The organism is Parapedobacter sp. ISTM3 (genome assembly GCF_016533505.1).
Lineage (GTDB): Bacteria > Bacteroidota > Bacteroidia > Sphingobacteriales > Sphingobacteriaceae > Parapedobacter > Parapedobacter luteus.
Map to the genome: position 1 here is coordinate 65001 of NZ_JAENGN010000020.1, position 23692 is coordinate 88692.

Sequence of the window (23692 nt, forward strand, 5' to 3'; positions counted from 1 at the left end):
GGCAGATAAATCCATGTTTTCAGGGATTTTTTCATTTGAACACGGTAACGACCTTTGTCTAAGTACCAATAATGAAAAATCATGCAACAGCTATGGAAACAAAGCCGCAAGATCACGCTGCTCCTTATCGTGGCAGCGCTGGGTGTCGGCGGATGTTCAAAAGACGACGATGAAGGAATTGAACCGGACATCAACCCCACCAACAGCCTCGTATATAAGGGGCACACCTACCGCCTTAACGACGCTGGCTATAGCGACTACGGTTTCGATGGGTCGCATTACAACCAGGAATTTTACTTGTTTCAATTTGCCGAGGATGACGACGACTATGTACCGGTACACCTGTTTTTAGACCTGTACTCGGCAAGTGAGCAAACGTTCCAGCAGGGCATTTTTAGTTTCGCCGACTACGAGGCAGAAGATGTAACGGGTAAACATTATTTCGACGACGGATACCTTATCTTGAACATGCGGATAAGCAGTGAGGATGCCGATGAAATCGCCTTCATTTCAGGGGGCACCGTCAAAGTGGCCGGGAGTGGAGACAACTATAAGATTGAATTCGACCTGATGATGAACAATGGCGAGTCCGTGAAGGGCAGCTATGGCGGCACCTTTGAGCGTGTGGCACCCCACGCTGCGCAATCGGGAGTGCGGGGCAAAGTCAGCCAATGGATGCAAAAAGCGGGACCGGTCAGTAGATTGTTTAACTAATTATAATTACACCATGAATCGCATAGCTATTATCACACTATTTGCCGTGTTGCTGCTGTTCCAGCGCCACGTGGTCGCGCAGGATAGTGAAGAAGACGATACACCTATCGCTTTCGAGCTGCCCGCCCCAGCGCCGGATAAGGCATTGGTGATTTTTACGCGCCCGCCATTTGAAGCGCCGGTTATCCAGTTTCAGTATTACGACGGCGGCCAATACCTCGGTAAAATCGGGCCGGGCAGTTACCTGGTCTATGAATGCGATCCCGGCAGCCACGTCCTTTGGGGTAAATCCGAAAACATGAGTTTTATCGACGCAGACCTGGAAGCGGGCCGGGTATACCTGGTCAACACGCGGGTCACGTCAGGGCTGACCCGCGCCCGCGTCGATCTGGTTCCGTATGATCCCACGCAGAAGAATGCCGAAAGGCTTAAAAACCGGTTGTTGAGACGGATCAGCACACGTGAGGAAATCCGGGTGCAAGCCGGGGCATTGGATGCGTCTGACCATGCAAAGCAGGCGGCGCGTGGTCTGGAACGGTATGAGCAGCTGAAAGCAAAGGAAACCGGACTCGAAACAATGGGCGCGGATATGTACGTGCAGTAACTATACTAACAAATAACGCACATGTTGCGAAGCGCGATGATCAAGATCACATGAAAGGCGATGACCAGTACCGACAGCACGATGCATACCATGCCGCCGACCGTTCGTTTCGTAGCGACACCGATTCCACCGAGGATGGCTGCGATGGCTGCCGCTTGGACGGCCAACGAAATACCAATATCCGGATGGACGTTAATGAACGTCCACGAAAGCGTCGAAAGAACGGCCAATGCCAGGAACAACCACGACCAGGTAGTAAGTACTTGCTTTTTTTTCGATGGATAAGCATTGCTCATAACAGTGATATTAAAAACCTATTTTCATATTATGGAAGGCGGCAATGTTTACTTCCAGCGATACGCGGTGCTGCCCGATATGAGCGAACTGCTGTGGATTACCGTACAGGTGACGGGCGTAATACAAACGGATTACCGAACCGGCCGTAAAACCGGCCTTCGGCGAAAATCGCCAAGTACCTTGTGAGAAATCGGTATGCCATCCCGCATCAATTCCGCCACCGAAGGTCAGCGCATCCATAATGTCGAACCCGATATCAGCGTTCACCTTAGGGACTAATATCAACTGATTAGCGAAAACAGCTTCGGAACCAAGCGAAATATCGAAGAAATGCGTCAGCTGATGACCAAAGAGGAGGTTGTATGCGCCGAAACCAAGGTCTACGCCCACGGCTTTCTGATACGATACGCCCAGCCTATTGAGGGGCATAAAGCCGGTTGCACGTTGCGCTCGAACGGGGGAGATGCCGACACAGACGATTAAGGCACCTATAAACAGCGTGTGAAAAAAGCTGGATTTCATCGGGATATTTTCTTTCATCGTCGTGGCAATCACTTATTTCAAAACTACCAACGATACAATGGCCAGGCAATAGCCGAAATCCGTGATTTTTTCGGTAGATGAACCTGTCGCCGCATGTCCATGGTACCGTTAAATGATATATCATGTGCCGGTCTCATCAGTTAAGTTTTGCCAGTCGCGGATGTCATCCAGCTTGATTTCACGTTCCACTGTTGTCCACAACTGTTTTTCCCGATAACGAATCGATTCATTTTCAAATCTGACCGAAAAAATACGTCTCATATCCACCTTTGGTATTTGCGCCAATTTCATTTCCTGAAGATCGATTAAGGTCAGCGCTGTTACGACACCTAAGTGAGCCCCCGTTTTGAGCCATTCTTGCAAGGCTACCATGCGGGAATTTGGCTGCCACAGGCAGTAATCCCCAAATATTCTTTCTGAAATGGGCATACCGTCTAGCTTAACGGTGTAAAACTCAGGTCCAAAACGGATCTCACCTTCGTACGTAAACGTCAGGCGATGTTTCTGATCAGGTGATGTATATGTATTCATCCGTTGGCTTTGTCAACAAAGTTAGTCGTCAGGCTCGGCATTTAAAACCCCTGAAATCCGCTATTTATGTCCGGACAGCAAAGGTTATTTTTGCAGGGTTAAGATTAGTGATTTATCATGTTCCGATTCGTTTACTTCATCGCCGTTACACTGCTTGGCAGTGTGGTCTTTTTATCAGCCCCTTTGTCGGCTACACCCGCCATTCACCATCTGCCGACTGATACGCTCCATGCCGATGCGCTTGGCCCGTTCAAGGGCGACTTTGCGGAAATACGGGTGGCCGGAAAATCCCGTTACGTCCACCGCTCGGGAAAGGTGGTGGTGGACAAGCCGGTGCGATACGGTGCCCCGGTGTGCATCGCGGTAACCGATGGGGCATACGGTGCCATAAATAGCAAAGGGGACGTGATTGCGGATTTCATTTATGATGATATCCGTTATGAATATGACGATAAGCGTCATCCGGGCGCGGATAAAAGCTATCATTATTTTCTGGCTATCGTGCAGCTTGATGGTAAGGTGGGAGCGATCGATACATTGGGTAAGACAGTTGCCGAACCGGTGTATGACGACCTCCGCCCCATCAATGCACACGTATTGGCTGCCCGGAAAGCAGGAAAATGGGGGCTGCTGTCGTTGACCGACGGCGGGGAGGTACTGCCGTTTACCTATGACGATCTGACCCGTCGTTATGTGCCGGACGGCTACCTGGAGGTAACCGCCGCCGGCAAGAAGGGACTCCGATCGCCTGATGGCAAGCGGGAAGTGATGCCGGCTGTTTATGATGATCTGATGGGTATACGGCTGGATGGCGGGCCGCTACTTTTAGGCCAGCAGGGGAATGAGATTTTCTTGCTGGATACGCTCGGCAAGCGGCTGACGATGGAGCAGTATGACCGGATGAGCGCCGACGGCCCACTGGTGCGGATAGAACGCGGCGGAAAAACCGGATGGCTGGCCGCCGACGGGAGCGTTCGGATTCTGCCGGTATATGACGATGCGGCAGATTGGGTGGATGGGCGGTGTATCGTGACCCAAAATGGAAAAAGGGGTGTGCTTGCCGACGATGGCCAACTGATCGTGCCTTGCCAATACAGCGATATCAAAATCCTCGACGACCGTGGCAGACCGGCCATATCCGGTTCGGTAATCATCGACGGGCCTCCCATGATTTCGGGTAGCCCGAGTAAGTCATCTGGCCAGCGAAACGAAAAAGAAACAACGGGCGGCGATCTGTATTTCATGGCTTGGGCAGCAGGCAAATACAATTTGTTCGACCGCGCTGGCAAGAAACTGCTCCCGATAGAATACGACGGTATACAGTTTGGTAACACGGGAGCGCGGAGTTGCCTCTATGTCGTTGCGGGTGAACGATACGGATTGGCCGACTTGCAGGGGAAAGAACTGCTACCGGTTTCTTACCGGTTTCCCATGGGCGGTTACAGCGCAAACGTTTCGGGTACCGGCCCCGCTTCGATCATTCGCATTCCCGATGGGGAATCGATCGGTTTGTATGACCTGGAGCGGAAGCACCTCCTGTTGCCGCCGGAATATGAGCAACTGGAATGGCAGTTGGGTTGCTTCATCAAGGCGACGAGCGGGCGGGGAAATGGCAACGCCACAGCCGATCCGGTATCTGCTTATTTCCGGGCGGACGGCAGCCCGTTAATTCCGCCAACCAAAAGGCTGCTTGTCCATGCGGTGGATACGGACCGTTATGTGGTAACAACGCGGAACGATAGCCATTGGTCGACCACCCTGTTTGACGCCGATGGCAAACAGCTTTACCATCATCCGCAATGGGATTTCTCCCCCTACCGGCTGAGCAAGCAACTGGTGCCCGATAGCATCAGCCGGTTACTACAGGTTCGGCCTTTCCAAGGTGGGCTGCTCAAGGTGGGTGCTGAAAAGAACCTGTTTGTGGACCGGCAGGGTAAGGAAGTCCGTTTTGAGGGGTTTGACTTCGTGGATGACTTCTTCGGTGGCCTCGCCGCCGCATCGAGAAGCGTGGATGGTAAAGCGCTCATCGGTATCATCGACTCCGCCGGGAACGTGGTATTGCCGCTTGAATACCATGGTATGGACAAGATCTATAACGGCGAAATGCGGAAAATCTGGCGAAACGATAATGTAGGGGTGATCGATCTGCGTGGCCGGGTGATATTGGAAGCAGCGTACGAAGCGGTGGATTACCTGAAGCAGCCTGCCTTGTTTCAGGTCCGCCTGAATGGCAAAGCGGGATTGGTGGGCCTTGACGGTGCTACGGTATTGCCGACGGAATACGATCATATCCGCTTAATAAGTGATTCACTTCTTCGCGTGGAAAAGGACGGAAAGTTCGGCTTCGCGAGCAGCACGGGGAAAGTGCTCGTGGCGCCCCGCTATGAGGAGGTCCGGCTGAATGACTCCCATGCGGGCTATTTTCCGGCACGGGTGAAGGTGGGTGGGCAGTGGACCTATGTGCAGGCCGACGGTACGGAACTGCCGGTGTCGGCGGGGGATAAGCTTGGATATTGAAACAGGAAGAAACCACAGATGCATACACGGCGGTCTTACACCTTCTATTTCATAAAAGTACGTTACACCTACACCATCCTCATCACGTTGTTTGCGGGGTTTCTGGTGCTCGTTCCCGTTGCGCTACTTCTGGAGCATTACCGTATGGACACACGGTACGCTGCCATATGCCTTATTTTCGGATTGGTGGTTTGGTTTGGAAGCATGGTTTATTTTGCCGTGAAACAGACCCGGGCACGGAACGAAAGAGAGGAAATCACCTTTGTGGAAAGCGGATTTATCTCTAAGATATTCGGTGCGATACGGTACGATGATATCGAGCATTACGAAATCCGGAAAGGTCTTTCCCGTCTGAATTTCGACAAACCGGCTCCGTCGCTATTGGTATTCACCAAAGCCGGTAAAAGGTATCGCTTCGATTTACACGTGAAGGAATATGCGCAGGAGATTGAGGGCTACATGGCTTTTCTCGATACGTTTGTCAGTCATATCGATGCCTGGCAACGGCACGGGAGGGTCCCGGATGCGGGGGTTGGTCCGGAGATTGGCAACCCAAAGACGGGCAGTACGCCGACTGCCGGCGATACAGGCACTCCACAGGCTGTTCCTGTTCCGGTGCCTGTTCCACGTAAAAAGGCAGCCCCCGCCGCCCATGCCGAAGCGAGGGAAGCGCTGGAAGCAGCACGGAAACGGCAAAACCGGGCCAGGAACATCGTCATTCCGGTATCGCTGGTCTTTTCGGTGTTTCTTTTTATCAGAACCTGCATGCCCGATATCGTGCAGAAACTAAAAACAGACCCTTTGGCGAACCTGCACCAAAATACCGCTAAGCAATACCGCAAACAGCAAAATGCACTTCAGCGTACCATCGCGGGCGAGGGCGCGGTGTACCTGTTTAGCAACGACCCCTCGGCCGACCTGAAACCCGTACTGATACCGAACGACGGCGTACGCGTGCCGACCGGTATTCCGGTGCTGGACGTGGCTGAAGACAGCCGCGTCATGCAGGATTTTATCCGCAATAAAGATTCGCTCGGCTACCGCATTTACCTTTGGCGTGATTCCCTGCAGTTTCCCCAGATCCGGTATCACCCCCGCGCAGCCGCACGCGAATCCAAGAAACTCTATTTTTTCCTGTATGACGAACGGGCAGAGCTGTCGTCGTTTTTCAGAATCGGGATGACCAGGGAGAAGCCGCGTGCGCCGTTCACGCTGATGTGGATGCTGGAGTACGAACATCCGGAAGAACTTCCCGAAAAAATGGCCGGTAGTTTTGGATATACCAATTTGACGGATTTGAGCTGGTTCTTGGAAAGCTTTCCGAGTGTTCGATTTTACCTGGCGTCGTCGCAATTTCATGGGCTTACGCGGGCAGATTTTGCTAAAGCGGCCGAAATCGTCCGAACGACTTTGCGGGAAAAAGGCGTGGACACCCAAGGATTCATCGACCGCGAATTTGAAACGGGTTTGACCAAGCGATAGAAGGTGAAAAGCCCGGTTTTCAGGGATAGCAGCACATGGCGTTGGCCGTTAGTTTTGTGAATATAAATTATAATATAAGGAGTATGAGTAACGACCATAATGGAAATCGGCAAGATACGGATGAGGAGTACGCTGCTAAAATGCAGGAGGCTTTCAAGAAAGACCGGTTTGGCGGTTGGCCAGTCATCATTTCCTTGGGGGGACTGCTGGCTGTTGCGCTCAGGCTGGTCTTTGCTGATATCGATGATTACATCAGCGTTGGAAACGCCAGTATCTATCTGTGGGAGTTGGGATTGATCTTTTTTGTCGGCACCATCAGCTTTATGCCCGTCACCATAACAGACGCGAAACGGATAGCCGCGGGCTTGCCTCATCTCACCGCTGGGGCGTATTGGAAAATGGTGGCTGTTTATTTTGCCATTTCCATCGCGTTGACGCTCTTGGCCGGATTGTTGGTTTACCTGTTTTTCCTTTAGTCCGATGTTACAGGTGATGCTGAAAAACAATTTTAGATCCGCTATTGTAGGGTATGGCGTCTTGGCGGCGACACTGGGCGGCGCAACGATGCCGGCCAATGCCCAAGAGGGGGCATCGGCGCGGGCGGAGCGCTTCAACGGCCATGGCTTTGCGCAGATAACCGCTGGCGACCGTACGTTTTACATCGACCGCGCCGGCAAGCGGTTGTTTGATAGTTACATCGAAGATATCGGCAGTGCCGATACCGCCGCTCAACCACTCGGCGTCGTAACCAAGGATGGCCGATATGGGGTACTGGCCCGATCGGGCGGTTGGGTGTTACCCCCGGAATATCAGCAGATCGATACCCGGTTCGGCGCGTTCTGGAAGGTGATGAAAGACGGCAAGCACTCCTTGTACAGTAGGGAAGAGGGAATGCTGCTGCCTTTTTTTGATGACGTGGGTTACCTCGATGGCCGGTATTTCGATGTCAAAGCCGGAACAAAGTGGGGTGTTTATGATCGGGAGGCCGCGCAGCTGGCCATTCCGGCGAAGTACGATGGTTTTGACTATTGCGGGGGATGCGGCCGGAAGTCGGATTATGTGTATGCGCAGCGGGATGGAAAATGGGGCATCATGGGTTTCGACGGCCAAGTACGGGTGCCCTTTGCATACGAGCACGAGCATTGGGGCATGCGGAGTGACGAATGGGTGCGCTCGTTTTCGAAAAACGGCCGCCCGGTAGTGGTGCATATCCCTACGGGCAGGGAGTTTTCTGTTGACGGCCGGGATCCCCTTGAAATACTCGCCGGCGGCGAGTTGGTTGTCCAGGTAAACGGCCGATACGGATTGATTGATCACGATGCCAATGAAATACTGCCTGCCGAATACGAGCGCATCACCGTGCCCAATGCCAATGATTTCCGCGGGTATCATGGTCCCTATGCCATTGTGGAGAAGGGTGGGCGCAAAGGTGTCTACCAACGGGGTAAAGGCGTGCTGATTCCGCCGCAATGGGACGACGTGAATGTATACGATGATTACTTTGCCCTTGCGAAAGACGGTCGCTGGGGACTCTATGATACGACGGGCCGTGAACTGCTGGCGCCATCGTATACCGCAGTAACCCACGTGAACGATTATTTCTATTCGTCGGGCAGCAAGGGAATTACCATCTTCAAGACCCGGCAGAAGGCGCTGTACGGCCTGTACTTTGCGGAAACCGGCCAAGTGGTTTCCCCGAAATTTCACGAAATCGACCTGGCTTCGCTTACGTACGACGGCCCCGATGCTGTGGTGGTCGGCGAGCATCAGGGCGAGCAGGCCGTATACGATTTCACGGGCAGGGAGCTGCTACCGCTCGGCTATGCATCGTGGTCGCTATGGGACACTTCGTCCTTGCGGTATTTTGTCGTGACCAAGGCCGGTAAGCAGGGCCTGTACGATGCGGAGTTGCAGCGGGAGATTATCCCGCCTGCATTCGATCAGTTGCGTAAACTGCCCGGCTCGGGACCGATTGTGCTGACGGTAAACGGCGATTACGGCGACTATCGATATGGTATACGCAGGATGGACGGGCAGGAGGCTGTGCCTGCCGAATACACGGTGTACGATAGCGTCGGCGGGACGTTTGCCTTGTTATCCGGCGCCCGGAACGGTGGCCCAGCCATCCTCATCGATGGCCGGCGCGGAGTGGTAACCAAACTCCCTGCCCGGTATGCCCAATCGGTCAGGTACCCCGGTTTGGTGTTGATTTCGGACGACTCCGTGCGCGCACAGCTGTACAGCCCGGTGCTCGGGAAGTCGGTATCAAACAGCAAATTTGCCTTTGCTTACGCGTATGACGACAGGACGGAAGATGCCCTGCTGGAGCGGTTTTCGCCGTTCGGCCTTGGCTGGGTGCGGGTTGATGGCCGATATGGTCTCCTGGATACGGCAGGCAATTGGGTGACGGAACCGGTGTACGATCGGGTACTGGACTTCAACGCGCACGGCATCGCCGTCGGCGCCAGGTATTTTCCGGCGTCCGACTGGCGCTCCCAAGTGGGATATGTAGCCTATCAGTTCCTCGGCCGCGACGGCCGACCGCTTTCCAGCGAAGTGTATACCGCTCCGAATGAGTTTTTGATGGCGATGGATTATTTTACTGGGCGGCACCTGGTCATCCGGAGGGTGGAGGAAAATACAGGTGAACTACGGGCCGGTATCGCCGACAGTACCGGGCAGGTGCTGGTCCCTCCGAAATATGACGGCGTGGAGGTGTTCAACAACGGGGCATATTTTTTGCTTTCGGTTGGTTACAAATTCGGCATTGCCGATCGCAGCGGACAAATTATCCTTCCGGTGGAATTCGACAACCTATTGCTGAACCGATACGAAAAGGGAACGGAAATTACCTTTCCTATGTTGTGTTATAAAAACGGAGAATGGCAATATTACACAGACAAGGGCGAGGTGTTGCAGGTGGAGGGCGTACCCTCGGGAACGTTTACCGTAAATACTGGCTTGTGGTGATACACCTGCAATTAAAAGCAAGGAGCGCTTTATGTGCCGTTGCCTTGGTGGTGCCTGCGTCGTTTTCTTCTTGTAATTCCCCCGTCAAACCGGATCATTTTGAGGCGACCGTCATGAAGGTTATCCACGCGTTTCATGACCGGGATGGCGCTACGCTCAACGGGTTGATATCGGAGGAAACCGGACTCGCGATGATTTACCGGATCGGTGTTTTTGATGAGTATGTGCTCGTCGATTCGATTGATTTTGAGCAACCGGTGCCGGAATATTTGGGTTATCCGGATATGGTTGCCGTACCCGATTCGGTTCACTACGCGGAACTTCCTGTTTATGACTGCGGCGAGATGGTATGGGATAAAACCGGACTTTTTGCCGATACCACACGGAGCGACGATAAGCTCGCTCAAACGGCGCTGAATCTTGTCAAGTATCGCGGGGACTCCATTCCCCAGGCTGAACTTGCACATTTCCGTAACCTTGCGCAGCTGAGCCGGCGGATTGTACTCGCAGATTATGAAGATGATGAGTTAATTTTTAACCTTACGCTGATCGCTGATAAATGGTATTTAACATTGATTGACCGCGTCACTACCGATTGCAGTGCTTAAGCCGAGCCTGCTCGGAATAATCTACTTCCACAAGTCCTCGGTTTTTATGGTTTTAAACTGGCCTGCTTTGTATTCTTGATCACTTTTTTGGATTTTCTTCACAAATTCCGAGTTGTACGGTTCTCGGTAGCCTTTTCAAACGTCATATTCAATGCTTTAAGCACTGCTTTTATCGCTTTTGCTTGTGCTTTTTCCGCATGGACAATAAGTGTTTCCATCGCACTCCAGTTTTGACACATACAAAGTTAGTGATTTATCTGTTCAGGATGACGTCCAAGCTGTTGTCGCCCAAACGGATGATTAGGTGTACCTTTCGGGGACGTATGCGGTTGGTATAGTTGCAAGAAAGTAAGTACCTTTACCGTCGCATGGGTAAACGTAGTGAAACAAAAGTTGTCCATTGCACCGATTGAAAAATGGGCAGCTATTAGCCAATCCGCGGATGTCAGTAAATTTATCGGCGTAGAAAAAAGCAGCCACAGTAGACTGTTGATATGAGGCATATCGTATTTTTCGGATGCTTTCTTGTAAGCCAGATATGTTTGGCGCAGACCGACAAGTTATATTTTTCTGGTTTCGGAGAGCTCCCTGTAAAGACACCGGATTCCCTGCTTCAGAATTGGCAGAATGCAGGGGTTATTGGAGAGAAATACCAAGCGGCAACAAGTTTGATCCATTTTCATGATGAAGCAGGGAACATCGATTCTGTGCTTTTTTATGCGGTCGCTTTTCTAAGCCAGTTGGCTATAAATCCGATCAACACGGCGAGTGCATTTCGGTATCAAGCCGATGTCGGCCTTTCACTGGGAAATACCTATCGGGAAAAGGGATTGTATAGCGAAGCCCTGCGCCATTATTTACTGGGGATACAGGTGGGGGAGAAGTTGGGCGATAAATCGGTCATCGACCAACATAAATTTGGGCTGGCCCATGTCTACTTTCTGCAAAAAAAGGAAAACGATGCGCTATCACTTTACCGGGAAATTTTGAAAGAGACCGGCGAGGATAACCTCGCCCAGCTCGTCCATAAACAATTGGGAACCCTCTATCTTTCCCGTGGTGATCATGTAAATGCGCGAAACTATTTCCTGCAAGCACTGCATTATTTCCAGCAGACAGGACAGCTGAAAAACAGCCTGGAAGTGCAGCTGAGCCTGGGCTTGATCGCAGAAACGGAAGGGCAAACCGATAGTGCATTCACCGTGTACAACGTGGTGAAAGACAAGGCGCTGGCGCATCGTTTTTTCGATCTGTATATCCAATCCGCACAACGCGCGGGTGACCTGCTGATCGCAAATAACGATTATTCCAATGCCCAGATCGTGCTCTCAACGGTGTATATCAATGCCTTGCAATGGGAAAACATGGAAGCGCAGCAGCATGCACTTGCAAGTCTGCAGGCCGCACATGCCGCCATGGGTGATTATCAAAACGCCTATGCGTTAAGTACACAATATCAGCGCGTTTCAGCAGAGATAGCAGACCGGCAGAACAAAAGGGAGGTGAATGAGATGGAAGTCAGGTACCGGACTGCACAGAAAGAGAAAGAAATCCTGGTCAAGGAAGGCCAATTGCGGCAGGAACGGACCATCAAATACGGGTTGCTTATCGGCTTTCTGGTGGTACTGGTTCCGGTCATCGGTCTGATGTACATGTACTACCAGAAACTGCAGGCGCAGCACCGGCTGAATGCGAGCATGGAAGAAGCGAATCAACAGCGGATTAAGGTGATGCTCAAAGAAAAGGAATTGGAGTTGCTGGCCGCATCCGTCGACGGAGAGGAAAATGAACGCAGCCGGATAGCCAAAGAGCTGCACGACAGTATCGGAGGCAATCTCGCAGCCATCAAGATGCAGCTTTCGCACGCTGGAGGCGAACACCCCACGGAAGTCATCAAGCAGCTGGACGACACGTATCAGCTGGTCAGAGACCTGTCGCATAACCTGGTGCCCAAACAGTTCCGAAATACAGGCTTTACCGAATTGATCGAAACGTACCTTGGACGCTTTGATGTGGACGGAAACAGCTGCATCAGCTTCCAGGCTTATCCTCACGAGGAGGTGAATGGATTGCCAACGGACATTAAGGTGGAGGTGTACAAGATCATCCAGGAGCTGATGACCAATGCCCAGAAGCATGCGCAGGCTTCGCGGATCGACATCCAACTCGCACGGGTAGCCGATGTGCTGAAATTGATTTTCGAAGATAACGGCCGGGGCTTCCTGGTTGACAAAACCCCGGTGGGCATCGGGCTTCGGAACATTCGTGAGCGATTGAAAGCCTATCATGGTACCATGCACATCGACTCTTTCCCGCAGCGGGGCACCATCGTCGATATAGACATACCCTTAAAAACGGACACCATATGAAACACAACATCCTATTGGCGGACGACCACAAACTGTTTCTCGAGGGCTTGCTACGGCTCTTTGCCAAAGAAGAAGACCTGCATGTATTGTACTTTGCATATAATGGAAAGTACATCATACAGTACCTGGACAGCCACCCAGACGAGGCAGTTGATTTGGTGATCACCGACATCAGCATGCCCGATGTAGACGGCATCACCTTGAATAACCATGTAAAAAAAGTACGGCCAGCCATCAAAACCCTGGTCGTGAGTATGCATACCGATACGGGGATGGTCGATACGCTCGTGCAGAACGATGTGGACGGTTACCTGTCCAAAAACGCGGATTCGGAGGAATTCCTTCGGGCAGTCCGTACGATTCTGGGCGGCCAAAAGTATTTTTCGGAATTGGTCAAACAGGCTTACATAGACCGTGTCTTTAATAAAGAAAAGGATACGGCTGAGGTACTCACGGCACGGGAAAAAGAGGTGCTGGCACTCATTGCCCAGGAATACACCACGCAGGAAATCGCTGATCGGCTGTTTCTCAGCAAGCATACGGTGGAAACCTACCGGAAGACCCTGTTGTCAAAACTTAAAGTGCGCAACCTGGCCGGACTTACGAAACACGCCGTCAAGCTGGGGCTGGCAGAGTAGCGGTTCCATAGCACACGAATATAGCTCCCTGAAAAGCGATCCCTGAAAAAAGGGAGGCATTTTCACGGAAAACCATGATTGATACGGGTTTCTATCCGTTGCATCTTTGTTTCAAATCAATTCATTGTCGTTATGATCATATTTGGAACACGAGAAGGAACAACAGGAATGAAAGCCGTTTCCGGCCATTCCTGCCGCTACTGTGGTACCAAGGAAAGCCTTTCGGTGCTGGTACGTGCGGCTTATTTCCATATTTTCTGGATTCCTGTATTCCCCTACGGCAAAAAGGTGTATTCGGTCTGTGGGCACTGCCGGCAGTACCTGTCACGTCTTGAAATGCCTCCCGATTTGGGCGCAAAAGCCACGCAGGTAGCCCGTACCATCAAAACCCCTTGGTACTATTTTTTAGTCCTGATTCTGGCTGCAGCGCTGTTTCTCGTCTCCTCCGTCATCGGCATCATCGGTAGTTAACGTTAGCAATTTATTCACCATAAAACTTTTCACTCATGATTTACGGAATCACATTGATCTTACTGAGCATCCTTGCCGTTCCCTCGCTGATCCTGTCGAGGAAATCCAATGCCAGGGAATTACTGGAAAAAGTGGCACCCTACCAAGGCTGGATAGGCATCGTCTTCTGCTTCTGGGGCTTATGGGGCATCCTGCAGGCCGTGTTGAACCCGGGTTGGCTGACAGCAGCCCCCATCTGGTGGGTGACGCTGCTGGCCGGAAGTGCGGTACAGGCCGGTCTCGGGGTTCTGCTGGGCTACCCGCTGATCGGCAGGCTCTTCCTGTCCGGCAGCGTCTCCGCCAGGGAAAAAGCAGAACGCTTGCGCGCCAAGATAGCCCCCAAGCAGGGCGCCCTGGGTATCCTCGGTATTTTCGTGGGGGCGTGGATGATCGCTGCCTCCTTCCTGTTCACCGTTGCTTAGACTTGCTACATGGGTTTCAGAATTTTAAAACCGATTACTATGCGTATGAAAACAATAAGGATGACCGTAATGATGCTCGTCATCTCCCTGACATCACTTGCTCAAGACAACGAAGCGGTTATCGAAGTACAGGGGGGCACCGAATTTCGCAGGGAAGTCGAAAAATATCAGGTGGAGGTTAGCATTTTCCCGGGTAATTATTACGGAGTCGATGAATATGATAAGCCTACGCTTGAAGACCTGAAACAGGCGTTTTTCGTGCGGTTGAACGAGCATGGTTTTGCCGAAGGCCGGTTCCGGGAAAGCAAAAATACAAAGAACTATGGATTGGACTACGGTGAGCAAGGTGCAGTGTACGTCTTTGATACCGAAGCGGAATCCGAGTTCGTTGGACTCATCCGCTTGGTCAATACGAGAAGGCTGAAAGGAGCACAGATTGTAAGCAGGAAAGTCTTTTACCAGTCGCTGGCCAATCCCGATACGATAATTGCCGAGGCACTGGAAGACGCTCGCAAAAACGCTGCAGCGGTAGCAAAGGCCATGGGCAAACGCTTGGGTGAGGTGGTGTCCGTTGCCGATTTCAACCAAGCCACCCTGGAACGCCCCGGCAGTTATTATGCAGAGGAGGAACGTGCAAAATATTATCTTGTTGCAAAATTCAACCTAAAATAACCTATATTTGGTTATTTTGATGTTTACCGTCAAATAAATTTCCATATTATGGCTAACATTGAAAACGGGAATTACGTCCATATTGCCGGCGAAAGCTATCCGATTAACCCGGTAGGCACCCATTGGTCTATCGGAAAAATCAGCCATTCGCTGATCACCGAGATTGAGGTAACGGCACCGGATATACAGCGAGATACCGAAAAAGGGTTGCTGGATGAGTACAAAAACGATGGGCGCATTAAGTTTTCACTCGAAGCCATCGGTATCTTCAACCATGGTATCCCCACCGGCAGATTCCATTACGAGGAAGATAAGAATGATGAGACGTATACCTATGTGCGGAAAGAGGGACTGGACTACCGCCTCGATTTTTTTGGAATGGTAACGTACGAAAATTCGTGGGTACGGTTGGACGGTGAACTGAGACCTCCGTATGACCCCTCGCCTGTTTTCCCCATCAAGGCGGCCGTTAACCTGGACCCCAAAGCGCTTGATTGGTCCGAATACCGCTTCAAAAGCCTGCACGAGACTGCGGGCGCTGATGAAAAGCAGGTGTGCCACCTGGAGATCACCAATCCGGAGTTTACGGAGCTTCCGCCTGAAATTTATGATTTCATCAACCTGGAGCATTTTGCACTCGTCAATAGACGCGATTACTGGGACAACACCAAACTGCCGCTGGCTAAACTGGATGATCGTCTCGGAGAACTCGTGCGTCTGAAAGGGATTAACGTGAATAAAGCGGCTGTCAGCAGTTTGCCGGCGACCATCGGGGCACTTCAGCAACTGGAGGTGCTCAATCTCAGTTTGTGTGAGCTGACCGAGGTGCCCGATGCCGTGTGGCAGTTGCCCCGACTCACTTATCTCATCCTGATGGGCAACCGGATATCGTTCATTTCTGAGTACATCAACCTTCCTGCGCTGCAGACGCTGAATGTTGAGAGAAACGCATTGAAAACCCTACCCGAAGCACTGCTAACGCAACCTAAGCTGAAAACCGTTAAGGCTACGGGAAACCCCTTCGCGTTCCTCCCTGATCGCTTCAGCTTTTTCAGCGGACTGGACCTGAGTATGAAGGAGAAAAAGAAGTTGCTGGATAATACATATAAAGGAGCTGATGGCAAGGGAACGGTCAAATGGGATGATCGCCCGTATTTTGCAGCGCGTGACGGCGAGCTTATCGCACCGGTACACGATATCATCAAGCAGTACGGGCTGGCGGAATACCAAAAGCCGTTGATTTCGTTGGTGAAAAAGGCAGTAGGCTTCAACCTCACTGATGAGGAAGATTACGCCACCGTGGGCAACCACCGGTTCGGCGGCCGGCCGGATCTTCCCATCGACGTAGCTTACCCTTCATTTTTTGATAACGAGGAAAAGCGGGAACTCCGCTATGAGTTCATTGCACAACTAAATTGCGAACAACTGGGAGAATTACAGGACTACCTGCCCCGCACCGGTAGCTTGTTCTTTTTCTTTAAAAGCATTCACTACTTCGGGCTTGCCGAAAACGAAATTGCCCGCGTCATTTACGTACAGGACAACGGGTTGCTTGCTTCCGGCAAACGATTCCTGTTGTCGGATGCGGACTTTCTGGAACTCCCCGATGGCCAATATACCCCCTATAAGGCAGACGCTTTCGCCATGGCATCAGCGCCGTCATTTTACGCGGCGTACCAAAATGACTACCTGTTTGCAGGGAAGTCCAAGCCCTTGAAGGACAACGGCGGGCTACTCGAAGACCTCCATGAGCGGTTCGAAGAGCCGGTGAACACCCTTCGCCGATTTGACCACGCCGTCAATGCTTATGGATTTACCCAGCACGAATCACCGGAGCTGCAGGCGGCACTTAAGCTGAAGGGCAATCCGCAAGATTGGGTCATTCTGCTGAGGGTTGCTTCTGCGGGAGACTTCCAGTGGGGCGATGCGGGGGACCTGTTTTTCGTAATCCACAAAAGTGATTTGGCAAAAGGAGCTTTCAACAATGTATTTGCAACCATGGAAAGTAGTTGACGTAATCCGCTCGGCTCGCCTATCTTTTTAACCGCGTGGGCGGTTGGGCAGGAACGGAACCGGAGTTTGTACCTGGAAAAAACTGTCGCTCCGGAAAAAGGGCGGTACCAATTAAATTAATAGCATGCTTATGATACCTGAAAAGCAATACAGCATCAGCATCTCACCGTTGTATCCGAAATTTGAACCGGGGAGATATTTTCCCGAATTCTTTGAGGATTCAGGGGTCTGGAAGGACTTGGCGGAACTGGAGCCTTTCCGTGAACTGATCAAAAAGAAAATACCGATGGGCGTTTCCCGGTACGGGGGCGGGATTGTGGATTTTCCCCAAGGGGAAAAGGTACCGGTGCGGAACGGGTTGATGTTTGCGGCACAACTAAATCTGAACGAATTTGCCAGGGCGAACACCGATGGCTTGTTGCCACATGCCGGCTTCCTGTATTTTTTCTTTGACGGGCAAAAAAAAGGGCTGGTGCTTTATTATGATGTGCCGGAGAATAAGCTGGAGCGTCATTTCCTCATGCCGCCTGAACACCCCGTGTTCGGGTCCCTGCAGGTATTCGGGGAAATCAAAAGGTCGGTCGAGAAATGGCAGGACATGTATATCAAACTGTTGCCCGAGGAATTGGAATGTACCGTTGCCCGAGGAATTGGAATGTACCGTTTGCGGGGAAAGGGATTTCAGGAACTGCAACTGCGGCAACGAAGGGATACTGCCCTATGAGCGCCGTGAGGTACAGGGAAAAGGTTTGGTGTGGGATGATTTTATGTTTGCCGGAAAGTCCAAGATTTTCGGCTACTATACCAACCTGCAAATGACCGAGAAACAGGTAACCAACGTGAATGAATCCGGAAAGCTGCTTCTGCTGCAGATCGGCGAAAATTTCAACAACGAAGGACTGTTCATCGTGCTTATCAATAAAGAAGATCTTGCCCGGTGCGATTTCAGCAAATGTAAACTGGAATGGAGCCAAAGCTGAATGCAGCTCGTAGTCACTTTGTAGATGGTAGGCTGCCCTGTTATACAAAATATAGGCGCTATTTTTGGCGGCAAGGATAAGCACCAAAACAGAACGTAATTCAGGAAATGTTAAAAAGTAATTTATGTGGTTTAGCATTGCAGAGATCATCGTAAAACGGGTGGATGCCACGCATCTGGAAAACCCGGTACATCCGGGCAGCCCAATGGAGTTAGGCTTGTTTCAACGGGAAGTCAGGACAATCATCTATGTGCAGCGAACAAAAAAAGTATTGCCGCAATACTACGAGACACCCGGCGGAGATCGCATTCCGATGCGAAAGTGGTCAAGCCAAATGAATGACTTTGCGCAGGATAAGATGGCAAAGTTACCCCCGCAAAAAGGCATGCGGAAGTTCACGATTTTCGGATGGTTACTCCTGCTGCTCTGCTTTTATTTGATAGGCTATGCGGTGTACGAAACGGCTACCCTGCCGGCCCAAAAAGAGGTCTATAAACAGGAAATGGCAGAATTGGCCACCGTGCACGAAGGAGACATTTATTTTGGACGGTACCGGATCTACAAAGAAAAAGGCAATTTCCTGGGGAGCGAAGGAGGTTTTGGCTGGTTCAAGGTTGTCAGCATTGAAAACGATACCTACCATATTGCCAAAAGCGTCGAAATCAGTAACAACGCGAAACCAAAAGAAGAAATGAACAGTACCGATTTTGAACAGGAGACAAGTGCCGTAAAAGCAAAAGATCTGGGTGCTTATACAAAGCAGTTTGTTTCAGAAGACGGGCTGATGGAGTTTAACTTTGACCAGAAAAAAGAATGAGTGTGTGATAACCTGTAACGATCATGCGGAACAGAGACGTTGTACTGAACAATACTGGGCTGAAACGCCAGGTGGCGCTGGGAGCGATTTATTCGGTCGTGACGGGGAAGAATGACCGCACCTTAATGGGAGATACCAAGTTACACTTTCCGCAAAGAGATGATGGGGGTGTTTGAACGGCTTTGGGGGGTGCCGCGGCCCAAAAGCGAGTTGTTGAAACAGTTGTTTGGCAAGCGTGAGGAGCATCTCCCCATGCTGGATCTGCTTAACTGGTTTCAGAAACAGGGACACCGGGAAGATGATTTTTCCACTGAGGCCCTTGCCTGGGATGTAGCCCGCTATGTGGATGTGATCCGGGATGCGTTCTATGTGGGATACATTACCAAGGAGACAGCGCTGCTACATTTGCGTTCCGCCGACGATATGTCCAGGGGGTATTTCCGCTCCTGGGAAGATTACGCAGATCGTTTTATCGCTTATAAAACCTGGTGGGACGAAGGAAACCTCCGGGAGCTGGAGGAACACTTGAAAAGCATCAACGGCAAAACGTACACGCCGGACGAACTGTATGATAGGTACCTGGCACAGGGCATTACCCTGATTGCCAAAATCAAAGAGGCGGTAGACTATCTGCTAAAAGACAGAAATTCGATCTGGAACCAGGTAGCTTGGTGAGAGCCATTGACAAAAAACCGGAAAGACTTGAAAAGCCGTATCCCCAGATTGAATATCAAAAAATTAGGAATAATATGAACGAAACAGGCCTTATAGGCGCCATCAGGCAGAAGGATTTTTCCAAGGTGGAAGAATTGATAAAAACAGACCCAGGTGCTTTCAAGGAGTTAAAAAACTACGAGAAAGAATCGCTAATCCAGGCAGCGCTCAGGTGTAAAGCGTTTTCGTTGCTTACGGCCCTGGCAGACGCGGGTCTGCTGACCACCGACCTGCTTGAGCTGGACAGGTGGATGGGCAGCGACATCTACCATATACTGCTGCATATCCCGTTTGTCAAAACGGGCAACAGCATCCGTAATCCCCGGGCAACCCATACGGTGGACGATCCTGAAGCATTAGATCCGGAAAGCCTGGCATTTTTCCGGTCGTTTGCAGGCCGCATCGAAAATATCGACGAACCGGTGGAAAACCAAACGCTCCTGGAGTTCGCCATTTCCCAAAACCTGCCTGTTCCGGTGTTGCAGGTGATGGTCGACCATGGCTGTCCGACAGATGGCTATGACCACTCCGAAAACACCCTCCTGTTCCGGCGGCTTACGCCGCAGGTAGGCCACTGGTTGGTCGAACAGGGATTGGACGTGAACCACAAAAACAAAGGCCATATTACCCCCTTGGAAAAAGCCATCGATACCGGCAATGGCGAACTGGTGAAAACCTTATTGGACAACGGGGCCGACATCCACCACACCGACAAAGACGGCAATTCGATGTTCCGTTTCGCCTTGGTTGATAAGGTGAATTATGAACTTTTTGACATCCTGTGCGAATACGATACGCCGGATTTCCACCGGACTAACCATACGGGCAGTTCGCTGTTGTTTGACTACATTGACCGCCTGTACGGGGGAGAAAAGCAACTCGCCTATTTGGAAAAACTTCTGGAAATGGGCGCCGATCTGCAGCAAGTGAATACGACAGTTTATGGCAAAGAGAAGACAGCATTGGATCTCGCCGTTACCAAAGATGCCGTGGTTTTTGAAACGGTGCTGAATCATTACACGGCAGGGATCAACCAGACGGACAACAACGGAGACACGCTGCTGCACAAGGTGTGTGCCGATGAGCTGAATTACGATCAAAACAAAGCCAGAGAGCTTTATCGGAAAGCCAAACTATTACTGGGCAAAGGAGCCGACCCGTCAATACGCAACAGCCAAGATAAAACCGCGGCGGATTTGGCGGCAAACGACAATTTAAAAGAAAAAACCGTAGCCCTGCTGCTGAAACATGAGGTGGGAAAGAATGATCATATGCAATAGAAAACGATGAGCAACTCTTTTTTAATAGCCTGCGAAAACGGCAACCGTAAATCGCCGAACTGTTGTTGGAGCAAGAGGTCTCCGATGTAAACTACACCGACGAAAAAGGAAGGACAGCGCTGCACTATGCTGCGCATAGGGGATACAAAGAAATCTGCGAGGCATTGATCGCTAAAGGAGCAGACGTCAACTATGAGGATCACCAGGGGGAAACTCCTTTGTTCTTTGCCACACTCCAAAACCAGACACAGGTCATTAAAGCGCTGCTGAACCACGGGGCAAACGCCGGGATAACCGACAAGCATGGGAACAACCTGCTGCATCTGGCTGCCCGCAACGGACAGAAAGCCCTCTGTGAGCAATTCCTCGATAGTGGCATTGACATCGAAAGCAGGAACAATGCAGGAGAGACCCCAATGATGGTGGCCATCACATTCGGAAAGAAAATACTGGTCGATTTCTTTATCGAACGCGGAGCCGACGTATCGGTAACGACAAAACAGGGGAATAACCTGCTTCACCTGGCGCTACGCGGGGGCAACATGCCGGTGATCAAGACATTGCTGGAAAACGGTGTCCCGGTAGACGAACCCGACAGCGACGCAGTCACCCCTTTATTACACGCGTGCTACGCCAACAACATGATGCTGGTCCGTCTGTTGATGGAGAAAGGTGCCGATGTATTTCAGACCGGTGCCAAGGGTATCTCGCCCATTTATTACGCCTGCGCTTACAACCAAAAACAGCTGGTTCAGTTATTTCTGGACCAGGGCTTGGATATCAACTTCCAGACCCCCACCCAGGGCACAGTGACCATGGGCAGCTACCTGGATTTTGTGGAAACTGCGCAGGATCTTTCTTCGGATAGCCTGTTTAACCTGAGCAGTACCTATACCGCCGGGGGAGAGAGCCTGCTGCACATCGCCGTAAAGAACGACCACCTGTACATGGTGGAGTTGTTGCTGGGAAAAGGAGCACATGTCAATATCCAGGATGAATCCGAGAACACGCCGCTGCACTATGCCGCATCGGGCGGAAGCAAGGATATCGTGGCTTTGCTGATTAAAAATGGGGCTGATGTCAATCTGACTAATGTAAGGGAACAAAAGCCCTTGGATTATGCCAATATCCGGGGTTTTAATGAAATTGTGGCGTTGATTCTGGGCAAAAAACCAAACACCGATGCGTTACCGAAAACCAATCCGCTGAGTTATCATAGCTCGGTACGAGAAGAACGCGCCGCGTTTACAAAGGACGATATCAGGGCCGGACTGAAGGAATTAAAGGAATTGTTTGAAGAAGCATTGATTTCCGAAGAAGAATACAACGAAAAAAAGAAGGAATTACTAAATAGGTTATAGGAAGTGCATAATCAGGTTATTGTTCGTTTGTTATACGGTAGACGATTTGTATATGGGTAGGGGCGGATTGTAGACGCCATGTGTGCAGTCATCAGGCATTGCAGCCAGTTGAGAGGATTTAAATTTAGCCGCACTATTTTCTTAATTCCGAAAATGACTGATCTGCTAAGGAAAGCCAAGGGAACGCCCCGTATTGTATTACCATTCATTTCTGTACTGCTTTTGTCGTGCACGGCCGTGCGTGCACAGACAATCATATATGTCTCAACTCACGGTGCGGGCGACGGCTCTTCATGGACACAGCCCAGTGGCCTGATCGATGCGGTAACCAGCGCTCCCCCCGATGCGCAGATTTGGCTCAAACAGGGCATATATGAAATGACCCAAACACTGGAATTCCAGTATGGTCAATCCGGGATCAGCTTATTCGGCGGGTTTAACGGAACCGAGACAAATTTAAACCAACGTGATTACGAAAGTAATGAGACTATATTGGACGGCCTCAATGAACGGAGGATCGTGAACATCGATGAGGAACGCATCGTCTTAGACGGTCTGACGCTACGGCATGGTTTCGTAACCGGCGAGAATGAGGGGGGGGCAGCCATTTATATACGTGATTCGGAAACACAACTGCGGAATTGCGTTTTTTTTGCCAACGTGTCCAGAGGAAGCCGGGGGGCAGGCGCGATTTATAATCGGTCCGGTTCGGGGCTGCTTATTGAAAATTGCCTGTTTGAAAACAATGAAAATCCATACGTGGAATATCCCAACGGGTCAAACGGAGGCGGAGCCATCCATAACTGGGCTGATGAGGTGACGATCATAAACACGGTGTTTAGGAATAATTCCTCAGATAACCCGGGAGGAGCGATCTATACCTGGTACGATGACGTGACGAAGATGGAAAACTGCCGTTTTGTGCGTAACCATAGCGAGGGAAATGGCGGCGCAATTTTCGCGCGGTCTCAGCTCGCGATAAACAACACGGACTTCATCGACAACACGAGCATCGGTGGTGGCGGTGCGATCCACAATGGAAGGTCACTGACGTTAAGCCATGTTGCGTTCAGGGGCAATCGTGCCACTGATCAGGGCGGAAGTCTGTATACAGAAGGGGCAGCCACTATTACCAACGCGCTATTTGATGAAAACCAGGCTGGAGCGCCGGGAGGGGCTATTTATAATAGAGGAAGCGTCCGGCTTTCAAACGTGACATTCGTCAATAACCGGAACTCGGCGTTTGTGTTTGCGCCTAGGATTAGCAGTGGAGATTCCCAATATCTATATAACAGTATTTTCTATAATAACTCGGCCACAGGGAGCAATGCTCCGGATATTATGAACGCTTCTCCCTATGCCGGAGTAACGGACTTAGTGATCAGGCACAATAGTTTACAGGAGGCAATTGAGCCGGACTGGGGTAGTGACAATTTGGTAGGTGTAAATCCATTGTTTGCCGATCCGGCGAACGGGAATTACCGACCGCAGTCTGTAAGCCCGTTGATTGATGCGGGCAATACCGGACTATATAACGAGGTTTCGGACACGGATGCCGGGGCTTCCATTGATTTGGCCGGGAATGCACGGTTGCTTGGAGGTGTAATTGATATGGGAGCTTATGAAGTTGAGGCCACGCCGCCCAGCTTA

Annotated in this window: 24 protein-coding genes and 1 pseudogene; 21 read left to right on the forward strand and 4 right to left on the reverse strand. The window is 51.0% G+C overall.

Annotated features, from left to right (window positions below; all coding sequences use genetic code 11):
- Positions 1-81 precede the first annotated feature (81 nt).
- On the forward strand, positions 82-714 hold the full coding sequence (locus JHJ32_RS20300) for a hypothetical protein (protein WP_200122201.1): 633 nt from the start codon (positions 82-84) through the stop codon (positions 712-714).
- Positions 715-727: 13 nt separating this feature from the next.
- Positions 728-1318 (forward strand): hypothetical protein, encoded by a 591-nt coding sequence (locus JHJ32_RS20305; protein ID WP_200122202.1) that lies wholly within the window; start codon positions 728-730, stop codon positions 1316-1318.
- Between the two features lie 5 nt (positions 1319-1323).
- Here JHJ32_RS20305 and JHJ32_RS20310 read toward each other — a convergent pair whose 3' ends face one another.
- The 3 genes from JHJ32_RS20310 to JHJ32_RS20320 form a co-directional block, all read right to left on the reverse strand.
- Positions 1324-1614, reverse strand: a complete 291-nt coding sequence (locus tag JHJ32_RS20310) for a hypothetical protein (protein WP_200122203.1) — start codon at positions 1612-1614, stop codon at positions 1324-1326.
- Between the two features lie 10 nt (positions 1615-1624).
- Positions 1625-2155 (reverse strand): hypothetical protein, encoded by a 531-nt coding sequence (locus JHJ32_RS20315; RefSeq protein WP_200122204.1) that lies wholly within the window; start codon positions 2153-2155, stop codon positions 1625-1627.
- Between the two features lie 123 nt (positions 2156-2278).
- On the reverse strand, positions 2279-2689 hold the full coding sequence (locus tag JHJ32_RS20320) for a hypothetical protein (RefSeq protein WP_200122205.1): 411 nt from the start codon (positions 2687-2689) through the stop codon (positions 2279-2281).
- A gap of 117 nt (positions 2690-2806) precedes the next feature.
- Here JHJ32_RS20320 and JHJ32_RS20325 point away from each other — a divergent pair, with 117 nt between their 5' ends.
- From JHJ32_RS20325 to JHJ32_RS20345, 5 genes are all read left to right on the forward strand, one after another.
- Complete coding sequence (locus tag JHJ32_RS20325; protein WP_200122206.1) at positions 2807-5206, forward strand: WG repeat-containing protein; 2400 nt, start codon at positions 2807-2809, stop codon at positions 5204-5206.
- An 18-nt stretch (positions 5207-5224) separates the two neighbouring features.
- Positions 5225-6688: a hypothetical protein gene (locus tag JHJ32_RS20330; protein WP_200122207.1), complete on the forward strand. Its 1464-nt coding sequence runs from the start codon at positions 5225-5227 to the stop codon at positions 6686-6688.
- 83 nt (positions 6689-6771) lie between these two features.
- Positions 6772-7164 carry a hypothetical protein gene (locus JHJ32_RS20335; protein ID WP_090971208.1) on the forward strand — a complete coding sequence of 131 codons (393 nt, stop codon included), beginning with the start codon at positions 6772-6774 and terminating at the stop codon, positions 7162-7164.
- A gap of 4 nt (positions 7165-7168) precedes the next feature.
- The gene (locus tag JHJ32_RS20340; RefSeq protein WP_200122208.1) at positions 7169-9658 is read left to right on the forward strand and encodes a WG repeat-containing protein; all 2490 of its coding nucleotides are present in this window, start codon (positions 7169-7171) and stop codon (positions 9656-9658) included.
- The gene (locus tag JHJ32_RS20345) at positions 9655-10266 is read left to right on the forward strand and encodes a hypothetical protein (protein ID WP_200122209.1); all 612 of its coding nucleotides are present in this window, start codon (positions 9655-9657) and stop codon (positions 10264-10266) included. Before JHJ32_RS20340 ends, JHJ32_RS20345 begins: the two co-directional genes overlap by 4 nt.
- Before the next feature lie 21 nt (positions 10267-10287).
- Here JHJ32_RS20345 and JHJ32_RS23260 read toward each other — a convergent pair.
- Positions 10288-10505, reverse strand: a pseudogene (locus tag JHJ32_RS23260) (DUF2683 family protein).
- 303 nt (positions 10506-10808) lie between these two features.
- Here JHJ32_RS23260 and JHJ32_RS20350 point away from each other — a divergent pair.
- From JHJ32_RS20350 to JHJ32_RS20415, 14 genes are all read left to right on the forward strand, one after another.
- Positions 10809-12635 carry an ATP-binding protein gene (locus JHJ32_RS20350; RefSeq protein ID WP_200122210.1) on the forward strand — a complete coding sequence of 609 codons (1827 nt, stop codon included), beginning with the start codon at positions 10809-10811 and terminating at the stop codon, positions 12633-12635.
- On the forward strand, positions 12632-13273 hold the full coding sequence (locus JHJ32_RS20355) for a response regulator transcription factor (RefSeq protein ID WP_200122211.1): 642 nt from the start codon (positions 12632-12634) through the stop codon (positions 13271-13273). The genes JHJ32_RS20350 and JHJ32_RS20355 overlap by 4 nt, the downstream gene beginning before the upstream one ends.
- A gap of 132 nt (positions 13274-13405) precedes the next feature.
- Positions 13406-13744 carry a zinc-ribbon domain-containing protein gene (locus JHJ32_RS20360; protein WP_200122212.1) on the forward strand — a complete coding sequence of 113 codons (339 nt, stop codon included), beginning with the start codon at positions 13406-13408 and terminating at the stop codon, positions 13742-13744.
- Positions 13745-13779: 35 nt separating this feature from the next.
- The gene (locus JHJ32_RS20365; RefSeq protein ID WP_200122213.1) at positions 13780-14205 is read left to right on the forward strand and encodes a hypothetical protein; all 426 of its coding nucleotides are present in this window, start codon (positions 13780-13782) and stop codon (positions 14203-14205) included.
- 45 nt (positions 14206-14250) lie between these two features.
- Complete coding sequence (locus JHJ32_RS20370) at positions 14251-14877, forward strand: SIMPL domain-containing protein (RefSeq protein ID WP_200122214.1); 627 nt, start codon at positions 14251-14253, stop codon at positions 14875-14877.
- A gap of 48 nt (positions 14878-14925) precedes the next feature.
- Complete coding sequence (locus tag JHJ32_RS20375) at positions 14926-16890, forward strand: DUF1963 domain-containing protein (protein ID WP_200122215.1); 1965 nt, start codon at positions 14926-14928, stop codon at positions 16888-16890.
- 124 nt (positions 16891-17014) lie between these two features.
- Positions 17015-17614, forward strand: coding sequence for a DUF1963 domain-containing protein (locus tag JHJ32_RS20380; protein ID WP_233632780.1), 600 nt, complete (start codon positions 17015-17017; stop codon positions 17612-17614).
- Positions 17615-17657: 43 nt separating this feature from the next.
- On the forward strand, positions 17658-17870 hold the full coding sequence (locus JHJ32_RS20385) for a DUF1963 domain-containing protein (RefSeq protein WP_255539830.1): 213 nt from the start codon (positions 17658-17660) through the stop codon (positions 17868-17870).
- 124 nt (positions 17871-17994) lie between these two features.
- Entirely contained in the window at positions 17995-18687 is a 693-nt protein-coding gene (locus JHJ32_RS20390; protein WP_200122218.1) for a hypothetical protein, read from the forward strand.
- Positions 18688-18710: 23 nt separating this feature from the next.
- Positions 18711-18863, forward strand: a complete 153-nt coding sequence (locus JHJ32_RS20395; RefSeq protein WP_200122219.1) for a hypothetical protein — start codon at positions 18711-18713, stop codon at positions 18861-18863.
- Entirely contained in the window at positions 18847-19362 is a 516-nt protein-coding gene (locus tag JHJ32_RS20400; RefSeq protein WP_200122220.1) for a DUF1266 domain-containing protein, read from the forward strand. Before JHJ32_RS20395 ends, JHJ32_RS20400 begins: the two co-directional genes overlap by 17 nt.
- 74 nt (positions 19363-19436) lie before the next feature.
- Positions 19437-20681, forward strand: a complete 1245-nt coding sequence (locus JHJ32_RS20405; protein ID WP_200122221.1) for an ankyrin repeat domain-containing protein — start codon at positions 19437-19439, stop codon at positions 20679-20681.
- A gap of 62 nt (positions 20682-20743) precedes the next feature.
- Positions 20744-22042 carry an ankyrin repeat domain-containing protein gene (locus JHJ32_RS20410; RefSeq protein ID WP_200122222.1) on the forward strand — a complete coding sequence of 433 codons (1299 nt, stop codon included), beginning with the start codon at positions 20744-20746 and terminating at the stop codon, positions 22040-22042.
- A 153-nt stretch (positions 22043-22195) separates the two neighbouring features.
- On the forward strand, positions 22196-23692 hold a 1497-nt coding region (locus JHJ32_RS20415; RefSeq protein ID WP_200122223.1), incomplete at its 3' end, for a right-handed parallel beta-helix repeat-containing protein.

Bases quoted from the DNA above. Each gene is read 5' to 3' on its own strand.
- JHJ32_RS20300 (WP_200122201.1), top strand. From the start codon at position 82: ATGCAACAGCTATGGAAACAAAGCCGCAAGATCACGCTGCTCCTTATC.
- JHJ32_RS20305 (WP_200122202.1), top strand. From the start codon at position 728: ATGAATCGCATAGCTATTATCACACTATTTGCCGTGTTGCTGCTGTTC.
- JHJ32_RS20310 (WP_200122203.1), bottom strand. From the start codon at position 1,614: ATGAGCAATGCTTATCCATCGAAAAAAAAGCAAGTACTTACTACCTGG.
- JHJ32_RS20315 (WP_200122204.1), bottom strand. From the start codon at position 2,155: ATGAAAGAAAATATCCCGATGAAATCCAGCTTTTTTCACACGCTGTTT.
- JHJ32_RS20320 (WP_200122205.1), bottom strand. From the start codon at position 2,689: ATGAATACATATACATCACCTGATCAGAAACATCGCCTGACGTTTACG.
- JHJ32_RS20325 (WP_200122206.1), top strand. From the start codon at position 2,807: ATGTTCCGATTCGTTTACTTCATCGCCGTTACACTGCTTGGCAGTGTG.
- JHJ32_RS20330 (WP_200122207.1), top strand. From the start codon at position 5,225: ATGCATACACGGCGGTCTTACACCTTCTATTTCATAAAAGTACGTTAC.
- JHJ32_RS20335 (WP_090971208.1), top strand. From the start codon at position 6,772: ATGAGTAACGACCATAATGGAAATCGGCAAGATACGGATGAGGAGTAC.
- JHJ32_RS20340 (WP_200122208.1), top strand. From the start codon at position 7,169: ATGTTACAGGTGATGCTGAAAAACAATTTTAGATCCGCTATTGTAGGG.
- JHJ32_RS20355 (WP_200122211.1), top strand. From the start codon at position 12,632: ATGAAACACAACATCCTATTGGCGGACGACCACAAACTGTTTCTCGAG.
- JHJ32_RS20360 (WP_200122212.1), top strand. From the start codon at position 13,406: ATGATCATATTTGGAACACGAGAAGGAACAACAGGAATGAAAGCCGTT.
- JHJ32_RS20365 (WP_200122213.1), top strand. From the start codon at position 13,780: ATGATTTACGGAATCACATTGATCTTACTGAGCATCCTTGCCGTTCCC.
- JHJ32_RS20370 (WP_200122214.1), top strand. From the start codon at position 14,251: ATGAAAACAATAAGGATGACCGTAATGATGCTCGTCATCTCCCTGACA.
- JHJ32_RS20375 (WP_200122215.1), top strand. From the start codon at position 14,926: ATGGCTAACATTGAAAACGGGAATTACGTCCATATTGCCGGCGAAAGC.
- JHJ32_RS20380 (WP_233632780.1), top strand. From the start codon at position 17,015: ATGCTTATGATACCTGAAAAGCAATACAGCATCAGCATCTCACCGTTG.
- JHJ32_RS20385 (WP_255539830.1), top strand. From the start codon at position 17,658: ATGTTTGCCGGAAAGTCCAAGATTTTCGGCTACTATACCAACCTGCAA.
- JHJ32_RS20390 (WP_200122218.1), top strand. From the start codon at position 17,995: ATGTGGTTTAGCATTGCAGAGATCATCGTAAAACGGGTGGATGCCACG.
- JHJ32_RS20395 (WP_200122219.1), top strand. From the start codon at position 18,711: ATGCGGAACAGAGACGTTGTACTGAACAATACTGGGCTGAAACGCCAG.
- JHJ32_RS20400 (WP_200122220.1), top strand. From the start codon at position 18,847: ATGATGGGGGTGTTTGAACGGCTTTGGGGGGTGCCGCGGCCCAAAAGC.
- JHJ32_RS20405 (WP_200122221.1), top strand. From the start codon at position 19,437: ATGAACGAAACAGGCCTTATAGGCGCCATCAGGCAGAAGGATTTTTCC.